Below are 12,293 nucleotides of genomic sequence, written 5' to 3' on the forward strand. Positions count from 1 at the left end.
CCCCCCCCCCCCCCCCCCCCCCCCCCCCCCCCCCCCCCCCCCCCCCCCCCCCCCCCCCCCCCCCCCCCCCCCCCCCCCCCCCCCCCCCCCGACCGTGGTTCGGGCGGTGACCGCGAGCGGCTGCCGTGATCCGGTCGTCACGGCGGTCAACCAGATCGCGTCGTCGCCGGCCCCGCCGGTGACCTCGGTGAGGTGCCGACCGCCGGTGCCGACCTGGGCCACCGTGTTCGTGTTGGCCAGCCCGCCGTCGATGGCGGACCGCAGCTCCAACCGACCCGACCAGTTCTCCGCGACGATGCTGGTCTCCAGCGCCGCGAGGTGGGGGTTCGCCATCGACACCAGCCGTCGCTGGCGCAATCGGGTACGCCGGCGGTCGGGGTCGACCACGACCAGTTCTCGCAGGTAGACGCCGCGGCGCAGGTCCAGCATCCGGTGCTCGTGCACCCGGCGGGCCCGGCCCGGGGCGTACCAGTCGCCGCCGGTGGGGCGGAACGTCACCGGCAGCCAGTTGGGCAGGTTGACGATGCTCTCCTCGCCGTCTGGCCGGCCCGCCCCGCCCGCCAGCCGGTTGTGGAAGCCCGCGAGGTAGGTGCCGGGGTGGTGCACGCCGTCGGCCGACGCCTCGGGGGCCGCCCCGCGGGTGGCCAGGTAACCGTTGCCGAGGGTCAGCATGGTCTCCCGGGTGCCTTCCCCCGCCGGGTCGCCGGCCGGATAGTCGAGCACCCACGCCGCGGGCAGGTCGGCGGCGCACAGCGCACAGCCGGGGTCGGGCTCGACCGGGGCCCCACTCACCGTGCGACCCGCGGTTGGCGGCGCGCGGTTGGCGAGCTTTGCACCAGTCGAGAATAGTGAGACTGGCCCGTTCCCGGGCCTGATGTCACGGATCGCCGCCGCGGACCGGGCGGCCGCCGGCCGTGGCGTCAGCCGGAGGGACGAGGGGGAACGAGCCGGGAGGTACTTGATCTTCGTGAGTTCTTGTGGTAATATGTCCGTTTGTGGCTGGTAGCGTGGCGGCGCCGCCGGGTGGCCGCACGCCGTCCCGGAGGCGCCTCACGGCCGCGCCGCCCGGCGTGGCCGGTGCCCGGAGAGGACCAGTCGCATGCCCCGGACGTCCACCCTCGAGGCCAGACTCCGTCGTTTCTTCGCCGCCTTCTCGCCGGACGCCGGGGACACCGACGGCTTCGGTGATCTGTTCGCCGACCCGTTCCTGCTGGCCGACGAGGCCGGCGCCCGGCCGGTGCCCCGGGCCGCGTTCCTCGCCGCGCTGCCCCGTCGGGCGCGACTGTTCGCCGACGCCGGACTCGGCTCCGCGACCCTGACCGAACTCACCTGCCAGCGGCTCGACGACCGGTACGTGCTGGCCCGGACCGACTGGGACGTGCCCCGGATGGCCGGCGGTGAGCCGGTCCGGCTGGCGTCGTCGTACCTGCTGCACGACGACGGCGGCCGGTTCCGGGTGCTGCTCTACCTCAACCACCAGGGTCTACCGGCCGCCTGAGCCCACCGGCCGGCGCGGCGGCGTCAGCACCAGCGGTTGACCGGGCCGTTCACCCCGGTCCACAGGTACGCGTCGGTGACCCAGGTGCCGTCGGTCAGCTTGTTCCACAGCGAGGTGGTACCCCACCATCCGGTGTGGGTGGTGCCGTTCGCCGAGCAGGCCACGCTCACCGTGGCCCCGTCCCCGACGCTGCCGACGATCGCGTACCCGGTCCCCGCGCCGGACCACTTGTTGACCGTCCCGCCGCCGTAGGCGTTGACGACGCCCTGGGTGAGGCCGAGCGCGCCGCCGCCGGAGTGGCACCCGTCACCAGGGTGCCGGGGCCGGCGGTGGCACCACCGGCGGACGGTCGTCGCAGGTGATGGTGTTGGGCAGCTGCCAGGTTGCGAGCCAGCCACCGTCGTTGCCGCCGAGGTCGGTGAGGTGGAACTCGGAGCCGGCCGGGGTGAAGTGGAACGAGCCGCAGTTGTTGACCCCGACGGCCCCGACGTTGCGGGCGTCGACGTTCTCGAAGGACGCCGAGCCGGCGGTGCGGGCGCTCACCACCGAGGTGCCGGTGCCGTCGACCCGCAGGTCCCGGAAGTGGACGTTGCTGATCGCCACGGTGTCCTTCACCGGCCAGTCGCTGACCAGCATGATCGCGTTGTATGTGTTGTCGAGGAAGGCATCCCCGACGACCTGGATGTCGGCGTCGATGCTGCGGTCCAGGGCGTAGAACCAGATCGCGCCGAGGCCGATGTTCCAGTTCAGCTCGTACCCGCCGGCCCGGACCGTGGTGTTGTCGGTGATCCAGAGGTGGCCGGCGAACGGCTCGGCGCCGAACCGGGAGCCGACCTGGATGGCGCTGCCCTCGCGGACCGGGTCGGCGACCAGGTTGGCCGAGATCGTGTTGTCGGTGCCGCCGTACAGGGCGATCCCGTTGGCCAGGACCGGCGACTGCACCGTGTTGTGGTCGAAAGTGTTGTACGCGTTCGCCGTCCCCTCCGACCACATGGCCAGGCCGTCGTCGCCGGTGTTGCGGACGAAGGTGTGCGACACGGAGGAGTGGGTGACGCCGGTGTGGAAGTTGACCCCGTCGGCGATCTGGTCGGCGATGACCGTGTTCGTGACCCGCAGGTCGGTCATCGGTCCGTCGAACCACATGCCGACCTTGGTGTGGTGCAGGTAGAGGCCGTCGATGGTGGAGTGGTTCAGCGCCCCGCCGATGGCGTTGACCTGGTCGGTGTCGACGCGCTCCCGGACGTCGCCCTCGATGGCGAAGTCGGCGAGGTGGACGTCGCTGCTGCCGCCGTCGGCGGCGTCCCGGCCGTAGAAGCCGACGCCGGTGTGCACCGAGCCGTCTGGTGCCGGAGTGTCCAGGGCGACCTCGCGCCCGCGCACGATCGTGTACCAGCTGCCGGCGCCCACGATGGTCACGTCGTCGACGAGGATGTGCCGGTTCACCTGGTAGGTGCCGGGCGGTAGGTAGAGCGTGCGGTGCGCCCGCCGGGCGTACGCGACGGCCCGGTCGAACGCGTCGGCGGAGTCCCGCCGGCCGGTCGGGTCGGCGCCGAAGGCGAGCACGGTCACCGCGCCGGGCACCACCCGCGGCGGGGCGACCAGTTGCGAGTCCAGCAGGTCGATGACCGTCCAGGCGGCGCCGCTGCCGACCGGGGCGGTCAGCCGCACCACTTCGCCGGCCCGGTACGTCCGCCCCAGCAGCAGGCGCTGGTCGTCGTAGAAGTGGTGCGGCCGGAACGGCGTGGTGATGGTCGGCGCCGGGGTGGTCGCGGCCGGCACGCAGGAGCACTCGGTGATCCACCAGTCGGGATGCAGCAGCCCGGCGTCCGGGTCGTTGGAGAACGGGTACTGGTTGTAGAGCCAGGCGTACCGCGAGGTGAGGGGCATGGCGCGGGTGGGCCCCCGGCCGACGGTGACGAGCAGCGGCGCGGTGATCCCGCCGCCGCCGGGGGCGTCCGGGATGCTGTACCGGACGGTGATCGCGTTGGCCGCCGCCGGGAGGGTGAATTCGACGTGCTGGCCGGGGGAGAGCCGGACCGCCCGGCGGCCGGAGGCCTCCCCGGCCAGGGTGTAGGCGGCGCGGTCCGGGCCGATGACCGTGCCGGTGGTCCGGGCGTGCTCGGCCTCCTGCTCGACGAAGTCCACGGTGGCGCCGCGGTCGGCCACCAACGCGGGGTCGAGGCCCGCCCGGGTGACCACCGGGGTCGGGCCGGTGCCGGCCGGGCCGGCCGCGACCGCGGCGCTCCCGGCCGGTACGGCGAGGACGGCGGCACTCGCCGCCGCGACGATTCGGGCTGTCAGCACGTGCCGGCGTCGACCCGCCGGGCCGTCGTCCATGCTCCGCTGCATCGGGATTACCCACTCTCCGGGAGGGGGACGGGTGGTGGTGCGCCGCGCGCCAGGGCGTGCCTGCCGGGGCCGGCGGTGGCTCATGTTATTCCCGTCACTTGTCGAGATTCAAGCGCCTCTCTGTTCAAAAATTGCGGACGTCAGGGATGCCGTCACCGGGGTCGGTCGACGCGACGGAACGGGCGCGCCAGCGTCGTCGGCGATCACCTGTGCCCCGCCGTGCCGGGCTCGCACCTGTAAACGATCATCGGGTTCTTGCGTTCGTTGACAGCGGGCGGTTCAGTTCTTGCAGGAACGCGGCATAGGATTGCGGCGTGACGAAGAGGTTGACGGAGGTCGCCCGCAAGGCGGGCGTCAGCGAGGCGACCGTGAGCCGGGTGCTCAACGGGCGCGGCGGCGTGTCCGAGGCCACCCGGACCGCGGTGCTGACCGCACTGGACGTCCTCGGCTACGAGCGCCCGACCAAGCTGCGCGGCGAACGGGCCCGGCTGGTCGGCCTGGTCCTGCCCGAACTGCAGAACCCGATCTTCCCGGCCCTCGCCGAGGTGGTGACCGGCTCGCTGGCGCAGCGCGGCTTCACGCCGGCGCTCTGCGCCCGCACCATCGGCGGGGTGCCGGAGTCGGACTACGTCGAGATGCTCCTCGACCACCAGGTCTCCGGGGTCATCTTCGCCGGCGGGTCGTACGCCCTCGCGGACGCCTCGCACGAGCACTACCGGCGGCTCACCGACCGGGGCCTGCCCGTGGTACTGGTCAACGCCGGCGTCGACGAGCTCGGCTTCCCCCGGGTGTCCACCGACGACGCGGTGGCCGTGGAGCAGGCGTACGGGCACCTGCGGTCGCTGGGCCACGAGCGGATCGGCATGGTGCTCGGCCCGGAGGACCACGTCCCGTCCCGGCGCAAGCTGGACGCGATGGTCCGGGCGGCGGGCTGGACCGACGGGACCGGTCAGGTCGAGCGCTCCAGCTTCTCGATGGAAGGGGCGCGGGTCGCGGCGACCAGGCTGGTCGAGCGGGGCGTGACCGGCATCATCTGCGCCAGCGACGTGCTGGCGCTGGGCACCATCCGGGCCGCCCGCCGGCTCGGCCGTGCGGTGCCGACCGACGTGTCGGTGGTGGGCTTCGACGACTCCGCGTTCATGACCTGCACCGACCCGCCGCTGACCACGGTGCGCCAGCCGATCGAGATGATGGGGCAGGCCGCGGTGGACCTGCTGGTCACCCAGATCGAGGGGGCCGGCGTGCTGCACGACGAGCTGCTGTTCGAGCCCGAACTGGTGGTACGCGGTTCCACCGCCCCGGCCCCCGGCCGCTGACCGTCGCGCCCACCCGCACCGACCGACCCGGCCACGGACCACCGCGTCCCGGCCGCTGAACGATGCTCCGGCCGTCGACCGCTGCCCTGCGGTCGACGGCCGTTTTTCATGAGAACGGGAGCCGGCGTCGACCAGGACACCCCGCGATCCCTCCGTGCTGCTGTCGCGATCTGCCGTCAGAAAGTCGCATCTTTTCAAACCGCGATCGAAACCTTGCTGAAATGAGTCGGCCTCGCTACGGTGACTGCACTCACACCTGACCCGGCCCAGCGACCGGAGCAGGTCGCGTGGCGGATGCCGGTCTCCAGCCGCATCCCCGCGGTGGGATCACCGCAGATCAGCGAAGGCCATGGATACCCCCCCCGTTCCCGAAGGGATGGACAGATGTCCGTACCGCAGTACCGGAAGGCTGCGGCGCTAGCGCTCGTGGCCGGCCTGGGGCTCAGCCTCGCGGCTTGCTCCACCAAGAGCGACGACGCGGGGAAGGACGCCAGCGGCAAGGTCACCATCACGGTCGACTGCCAGCCGGTCGGCGCCCAGAAGGAGCTGTTGAAGAACTGGAACGACGACGTCGCCGAGTTCCAGCGGCAGAACCCCGACATCGTCATCAAGAGCGTCAGCGTCGGCGAGCAGTGCAACAACCCGCCGGACTTCACCGCCCGCCTCGCCGGCGGCACCGTGACCGACGTGTTCTACGGGTACATGACCGATCTCCAGCAGGTGCTCGACTCCGGTCAGGCGATGGACGTCAGCCAGTACGCCAACAAGGACACGATCCCGGCCTGGGACAGCGTCGACCCGGCACTCAAGGAGGTCTTCACCGACAACGGCAAGCTCTACGCCATCCCGGTGAAGAACTACTCGATGGGCCTGGTCTACAACAAGGTCCTGTTCCAGCGGGCGGGACTGGACGTGAACAACCCGCCCAGGACCTGGGCCGAGGTCCGCGCGGCCGCCAAGAAGATCGCCGCGCTGGGCAACGGCATCGCCGGCTACTCCGAGTACAGCGCGGGCAACACCGGCGGTTGGCACTTCACCTCGTTGCTCTACTCCCAGGGCGGGCAGGTGCTCACCGCGGACGGCAAGAAGGCCGACTTCAACAACGCGATGGGCAAGCAGGTCCTGCAGAACCTCAAGGACATGCGGTACGGCGACAACAGCATGGGCAACCGCCAGCTGCTGCAGTGGGGTGACCTGCTGACCAACGCGGGCGCCGGCAAGGTCGGCATGTTCATCGGCGCGCCGGACGCCACCCAGGCGATCGTCAGCCAGTTCCAGGGCAAGTTCCAGGACTGGGCGATGGGCCCGCTGCCCGGCCAGGACGGCGCGGCGAAGGCGACGCTCGGTGGCGGCGAGGGTTACTTCTTCAAGAAGGGCCTCACCCCGGAGCAGGTGAAGGCCGGTCTGAAGTGGATCGCGTACCAGAAGCTCACCCCGGGCAAGGGCCAGTTCGACTACGTCCGAGCCAAGCCGCAGAACTACCCGGTCGGCCTGCCCCAGCCGCTGCTGTTCGCCAACGGCAGCGCGGCGCAGAAGCAGGAACTCGAGCTGCGCAAGGCGAACGCGAACGTCGACACCACCAACTTCGCGGCCTTCGAGGCGAACCCGGTCCCGATCAAGGGCGAGCCCCGCAACGCGCAGGCGATCTACGCGGTGCTCGACGCGGCGATGTCCGGGGTGCTGACGAACCCGAACGCGAACATCGACGCGCTGCTCAAGACGGCTGAGGACAAGGTCAACAAGCTGCTGGCCGCGGGGAGCTGAGCCGGCGGGGGGGGGGGGGGGGGGGGGGGGGGTGCGGCCCCCCCCCCCCCCCCCCCCCCCCCCCCCCCCGCCCCGCACCGTCCGGTCACCTACTTCCGCAGGAGATGTCTTGGCGATCACCACCGTTCCGGGTACCACCAGGCGACCGGGCCGCTCCGAGCCGCCGTACCTGGCAGCGTCGCGGCGGACCAGCCTCCGCCGCAAGGTACGGGACAACCTCACCGGGCACGCGTTCCTGATCGGGGCGGTCCTCTGCTTTGCCGTCTTCTCCTGGTATCCGATGATCCGCGGCATCGTGATGAGCTTCCAGCGCACCCGCCGGGGCGAGACCACCTGGGTCGGCTGGGACAACTACCTCCGCATCATCGACGACCCGAGCTTCTGGACCGCGTGGCGGAACACGTTCTACTTCACCGTCCTGGCCCTCGTCCTCGGGTACGCGGTGCCGTTCTTCGTGGCGATCCTGCTCAACGAGTTCCGCCACGCCAAGGGGTACCTGCGGATTCTGGTCTACCTGCCGGTGATGCTGCCGCCGGCCTCGGCGCTCTTCCTCTTCAAGTTCTACGCGTACGACCCCAGCGAGGCGGGACTGTTCAACGCGATCCTGAAGGCACTGCACCTGCCGACGTCGGAGTGGATGCAGTCGTCCGGGATGACAATGCCGGCGATGGTGATCGCCTCGACCTGGATGAACATGGGCAGCGCGGTGCTGATCTATCTCGCGGCGCTGCAGAACATCCCCGGCGAGCTCTACGAGGCGGCCGAGCTCGACGGCGCCGGGATCTGGCGGCGGATCGTCAACGTGACCATCCCGCAGACCCGGCTGATCCTTGCGCTGCTGGCGATGCTGCAGATCGTCGCCACCATGCAGCTCTTCATCGAGCCGCTGATCCTCGCCAACGGCGCGGGCACCGGCGACTCGGCGACCTCGGTCGCGTACCTCATCTACCAGCACGGGTTCTTCCAGAACGACCTCAACGGCGCCGCGGCGCTCGGCGTGATCATGCTCGTGGTGCTGGCCGGCTTCTCCGGCGTCTACGTGCGGCTGACTGCGAAACAGGACTAGGACGGACGAGGAATGGCACAGGACTCCGGGACCCGGACCCTCATCTCCCACGCCCAGCTCAGCCGGGGACGCGGCAGAGTGATCTACTGGACGCTGTTCACCGTCGTCGTCGTGGGGTTCACGCTCGTCTTCATCGGGCCGCTCTACTGGATGGTCACCGGCGCGCTCAAGTCCGGCCAGGAGATCGCGCAGACCCCGCCCTCGCTGTTCCCAAAGGACCCGCAGCCGCGGAACTACCTCGACGCGTGGACCAACCTGAACCTCGCGAAGCTGCTGTTCAACACGTTCTACTACGCGGCTGGGGCGGTGCTGTTCCAGCTCGTCCTCGACACCGCCGCGGCGTACTCCCTGTCGAAGCTCCGGCCCGTCTTCGGCAACGCGATCCTCGGGCTGATGCTGGCGACGCTGATGATTCCCGCGATGGTCCTCATCGTCCCGCAGTACGTGACGGTGATCGACCTGCCGATCCTGCACCTCAACCTGCTCGACTCGCCGTTCGCCATCTGGCTGCCCCTGGTCGCGAACGCGTTCAACATCTTCCTGCTGAAGCGGTTCTTCGACTCGATCCCGGAGGACCTGATGTCGGCGGCCCTGGTGGACGGGGCGACGCCGCTGCGTACCCTCTGGTCGATCATCCTGCCGATGTCGCGTCCCATTCTCGGCGTGGTCTCGATCTTCGCCGTGACGGCGGTCTGGAAGGACTTCCTCTGGCCCAAGCTGGTCATGCCGTCACCCGAGACGCGGACGGTCAGCGTCGGCATCTACGCCTTCTCGGGCGGTACGCCGATGAACGTGGTGATCGCCGCCTCCGTCATCGCCGCGATCCCGACCGTGGTCATCTTCCTGATCTTCCAGCGGAACATCATGTCCGGCCTGACCACCGGCAGCCTCAAGGGCTGAGCTCCCCCCGGCAAACCTCTGCGGCGAACAACGACCGTTCGCCCGACCCACACCCAGGTCCGGCGAATCCGCCGACGTACGACGCAGAAAGCAGGTGCTCGTGTCCACAGGAGACAGTGGTCCGTGGTGGCGTGGAGCGGTGATCTACCAGGTGTACCCACGAAGCTTCGCCGACGGTGACGGCGACGGTGTCGGCGACATCGCCGGCATCCGGTCCCGGCTGAACCACCTGTCGGAGCTCGGCGTCGACGCGATCTGGTTCAGCCCCTGGTACCCGTCCCCGATGGCCGACGCCGGCTACGACGTGGCCGACTACCGGGACATCGACCCGGTCTTCGGCAGCCTGGCCGAGGCGGAGGCGCTGATCGCGGAGGCACACGGGCTCGGCATCCGGACGATCGTCGACGTGGTGCCGAACCACTGCTCCGCCGCGCACCCCTGGTTCCAGGCGGCCCTCACCGGCGGGCCGGACGCGCCCGAGCGGGAGTTGTTCTGGTTCCACCGCGGGCGCGGCCCGGACGGCGATCAGCGGCCCACCGACTGGGTGGGCGAGTTCGGCGGCCCCACCTGGACCCGGACCGTCAACCCGGACGGCACCCCCGGCGACTGGTACCTGCACCTGTTCGCCCCCGAGCAGCCGGACTTCAACTGGGACCACCCCCGGGTACGGGCCGAGTTCGAGGACATCCTGCGGTTCTGGTTCGACCGGGGGGTGGACGGCATCCGGATCGACTCGGCCGGGCTGCTGGTCAAGGACGGCACCCTGCCCGAGACCCGGCCGGACCGGCCGCACCCGTTCCGCGACCTGGACGGGGTGCACGAGATCTACCGCGACTGGCGGCGGATCGCCGACTCCTACCCCGGCGACCGGGCGCTGATCGGCGAGGTGTGGCTGCCCGACCGGCAGCGGTTCGCCAACTACCTGCGCCCGGAGGAGCTGCACGCCGCGTTCAACTTCGACTTCCTCGGCTGCGCCTGGGACCCCGCCGCGCTGCGGGAGAGCATCGACGGGACGCTGAGCGCGCACGCGCCCGTCGGCGCGCCCGCCACCTGGGTGCTCTCCAACCACGACGTCACCCGGCACGTCACCCGCTACGGCCGGGCGGACACCACGTTCAGCTTCGCGGCCAAGCGCGAGGGGATCCCCACCGACCTGGAGCTGGGCACCCGCCGGGCCCGCGCGGCCGCGCTGCTCTCCCTCGCGCTGCCCGGCGCGGCGTACGTCTACCAGGGCGAGGAGCTGGGCCTCTGGGAGGTCGAGGACATCCCGTACGAGCTGCGGCAGGACCCGATGTGGGAACGCTCCGGCCGGGTCGACCCGGGCCGGGACGGCTGCCGGGTGCCGCTGCCCTGGACCGGCGACGCCCCGCCGTTCGGGTTCAGCCCCGACGGCGCGGCGGCTCCGCCCTGGCTGCCCCAGCCGGCCGACTGGAAGGACCGGACGGTCCGCGCGCAGACCGGCGACCCGCACTCGATGCTGGAGCTCTACCGGACGGCCATCGCGCTGCGCCGGAGCGAACCGGCGCTCGGCGACGGCACGCTGGCCTGGCTGCCGGCCCCGGACCGGGTGCTCGCCTTCGCCCGCGAGCCCGGCTTCGCCTGCCTGGTCAACCTCTCCGACACGGCCGTGCCGCTGCCCGACCACGATCGACTGCTGCTCGCCAGCGGCCCGCTGCACGACGACCGGCTGCCGTCGGACACCGCCGTCTGGCTGCGTACCCGCTGAGTCGATCCGGCGCCGCAGCACAGGGGAGAGGGGAGGAGCGACCGCTTCCACGGGGGACCTGGCCACCGACGAAAGGGCGAACACCCCTCATGGCCGAGCACACCACCCCGCACCACCACCGCAGAGGCCGGCTCCGCACGGGGCTGGCCGCCCTGGCCGCCGCCGCGCTCGCCACCACCTCGCTCACCGTCGTGGCGCTGACCTCCACCGGCACCCCGGCCCGGGCCGCCGGGCTGTCCCCGTTCGACATCGCCGGCCGCGGCGCCACGGTCCCGTTCGTCGAGCAAGAGGCGGAACGCGCCGTCCACATCGGCACCCGGATCGGCCCCGACCGGCACTACGGCACCCTGCTGTCGGAGGCCTCCGGCCGGGAGGCGGTCACCTTCGACGCCGTCGGCGAGTACGTCGAGTTCACCCTCACCGCGCCGGCCGACGCGGTCACCTTCCGGTACCTGCCGGACAACGCGGCCGGCACCGGCCGGGACGCCACCATCGACCTGCGTGCCAACGGCGCCCTCGTGAAGGCGGTTCCGGTCACCTCCCGGTACGGCTGGTACTACGGCGGCTACCCGTTCAACAACAACCCGGGCGACACCAACCCGCACCACTTCTACGACGAGGCCCGGACCCGGTTCGGCGCCACCTACCCGACCGGCACGAAGATCAGGTTGCAGGTCTCCTCGACCGCCCAGTCGCCCACCTTCACCATCGACCTGGCCGACTTCGAGCTGGTCGGCGCGGAGATCGCCAAGCCCGCCGGGGTGCTGGACGTGGTGACCGACTTCGGCGCCGACCCGACCGGTGCGACCGACTCCACCGCGAAGTTCCAGGCCGCCGTCGACGCCGGCAAGGCGCAGGGGAAGCTGGTGTGGATCCCCGCCGGCACGTTCACCCTCTGGGACCACGTGGTGGTCGACGGGGTGACCCTGCGCGGCGCCGGGCCGTGGTATTCGATCCGGGACAGCCGGTTTCCGGGACACCTTCGCCGACGCGGTCAACATGACCAACGGCAGCACCGGCGGCCTGGTAACCAACTCGGAGGGGCGGTCCACCGGCGACGACGCGTTCGCCCTCTTCTCGGCCACCGACCAGGGCGCGTCGGCCGGCAACCACGGCAACGTCTTCGAGAACCTCACCGCCACGCTCACCTGGCGGGCCGCGGGCGTGGCCGTGTACGGCGGCTACGACAACACCTTCCGCAACCTGTACATCGCCGACCAGCTGACGTACTCGGGTGTCACCATCAGCTCGCTGGACTTCGGCTATCCGTTCATCGGGGTCGGCGCCAGCCCGCCCACCGAGTTCCAGAACGTCTCGCTGGTCCGCTCCGGCGGGCACTTCTGGGGCCAGCAGACGTTCCCGGCGATGTGGCTCTTCTCCGCGTCCATCTGGGTCAACGAGCTGCCCGAGCCCGGCGAGGGCCCGGCGGTCGGCTCCGCCACCTTCACCAACCTGCGGCTGACCGACAACTTTCAGGACATCCGGAACACCACCAGCACGTTCACCATCAACCGCAACTGACCCCGGCACCGGGGGGGGGGGGGGGGGGGGGGGGGGGGGGGGGGGGGGGGGGGGGGGGGGGGGGGGGGGGGGGGGGGGGGGGGGGGGAGGGGGGGGGGAGGGGGGGGGGGGGGGGGGAGGGTGGGGGGGGGGGGGGGGGGGAGGGCCGGAGGC

9 protein-coding genes and 2 pseudogenes are annotated in these 12,293 nt (G+C 71.5%); 8 read left to right on the forward strand and 3 right to left on the reverse strand.

Features of this window, described 5'->3' with window-relative positions; all coding sequences use genetic code 11:
- A pseudogene (locus ACZ6S5_RS34290) lies at window positions 1-792 on the reverse strand (hypothetical protein); the annotation flags it as partial.
- 307 nt (window positions 793-1,099) lie between these two features.
- On the opposite strand from ACZ6S5_RS34290, the gene ACZ6S5_RS34295 reads away from it, so the two are divergent.
- Window positions 1,100-1,498: a nuclear transport factor 2 family protein gene (locus tag ACZ6S5_RS34295; protein WP_466006448.1), complete on the forward strand. Its 399-nt coding sequence runs from the start codon at window positions 1,100-1,102 to the stop codon at window positions 1,496-1,498.
- A 23-nt stretch (window positions 1,499-1,521) separates the two neighbouring features.
- On the opposite strand, the gene ACZ6S5_RS34300 is transcribed toward ACZ6S5_RS34295, so the two are convergent.
- Together ACZ6S5_RS34300 and ACZ6S5_RS34305 are read right to left on the reverse strand one after the other, a co-directional pair.
- Window positions 1,522-1,668 carry a hypothetical protein gene (locus tag ACZ6S5_RS34300; RefSeq protein ID WP_466006449.1) on the reverse strand — a complete coding sequence of 49 codons (147 nt, stop codon included), beginning with the start codon at window positions 1,666-1,668 and terminating at the stop codon, window positions 1,522-1,524.
- 136 nt (window positions 1,669-1,804) lie between these two features.
- A complete protein-coding gene (locus tag ACZ6S5_RS34305) occupies window positions 1,805-3,847 on the reverse strand; it encodes a glycosyl hydrolase family 28-related protein (protein ID WP_466006450.1) in 2,043 nt (680 codons plus the stop codon).
- A 314-nt stretch (window positions 3,848-4,161) separates the two neighbouring features.
- Between ACZ6S5_RS34305 and ACZ6S5_RS34310 the strand changes: the two genes are divergently transcribed.
- The 7 genes and pseudogenes from ACZ6S5_RS34310 (at window position 4,162) to ACZ6S5_RS34340 (ending at window position 12,140) form a co-directional block, all read left to right on the forward strand.
- Window positions 4,162-5,163 carry a LacI family DNA-binding transcriptional regulator gene (locus ACZ6S5_RS34310; protein WP_466006451.1) on the forward strand — a complete coding sequence of 334 codons (1,002 nt, stop codon included), beginning with the start codon at window positions 4,162-4,164 and terminating at the stop codon, window positions 5,161-5,163.
- 384 nt (window positions 5,164-5,547) lie between these two features.
- Window positions 5,548-6,927, forward strand: a complete 1,380-nt coding sequence (locus ACZ6S5_RS34315) for an ABC transporter substrate-binding protein (RefSeq protein WP_466006452.1) — start codon at window positions 5,548-5,550, stop codon at window positions 6,925-6,927.
- A gap of 109 nt (window positions 6,928-7,036) precedes the next feature.
- Entirely contained in the window at window positions 7,037-7,993 is a 957-nt protein-coding gene (locus ACZ6S5_RS34320; protein ID WP_466006453.1) for a carbohydrate ABC transporter permease, read from the forward strand.
- 12 nt (window positions 7,994-8,005) lie between these two features.
- Window positions 8,006-8,893, forward strand: a complete 888-nt coding sequence (locus ACZ6S5_RS34325) for a carbohydrate ABC transporter permease (RefSeq protein ID WP_466006454.1) — start codon at window positions 8,006-8,008, stop codon at window positions 8,891-8,893.
- Window positions 8,894-9,032: 139 nt separating this feature from the next.
- Complete coding sequence (locus ACZ6S5_RS34330) at window positions 9,033-10,619, forward strand: glycoside hydrolase family 13 protein (RefSeq protein ID WP_466006455.1); 1,587 nt, start codon at window positions 9,033-9,035, stop codon at window positions 10,617-10,619.
- An 89-nt stretch (window positions 10,620-10,708) separates the two neighbouring features.
- A pseudogene (locus tag ACZ6S5_RS34335) lies at window positions 10,709-11,512 on the forward strand (glycosyl hydrolase family 28-related protein); the annotation flags it as partial.
- Between the two features lie 106 nt (window positions 11,513-11,618).
- Window positions 11,619-12,140 carry a hypothetical protein gene (locus ACZ6S5_RS34340; RefSeq protein WP_466006456.1) on the forward strand — a complete coding sequence of 174 codons (522 nt, stop codon included), beginning with the start codon at window positions 11,619-11,621 and terminating at the stop codon, window positions 12,138-12,140.
- Window positions 12,141-12,293 lie beyond the last annotated feature (153 nt).

The organism is Micromonospora sp. NPDC051924 (assembly GCF_055586005.1).

Coding starts and splice junctions, on each gene's coding strand:
- ACZ6S5_RS34295 (WP_466006448.1), top strand. CDS start 1,100: ATGCCCCGGACGTCCACCCTCGAGGCCAGACTCCGTCGTTTCTTCGCC.
- ACZ6S5_RS34305 (WP_466006450.1), bottom strand. CDS start 3,847: ATGCAGCGGAGCATGGACGACGGCCCGGCGGGTCGACGCCGGCACGTG.
- ACZ6S5_RS34340 (WP_466006456.1), top strand. CDS start 11,619: ATGACCAACGGCAGCACCGGCGGCCTGGTAACCAACTCGGAGGGGCGG.
- ACZ6S5_RS34325 (WP_466006454.1), top strand. CDS start 8,006: ATGGCACAGGACTCCGGGACCCGGACCCTCATCTCCCACGCCCAGCTC.
- ACZ6S5_RS34315 (WP_466006452.1), top strand. CDS start 5,548: ATGTCCGTACCGCAGTACCGGAAGGCTGCGGCGCTAGCGCTCGTGGCC.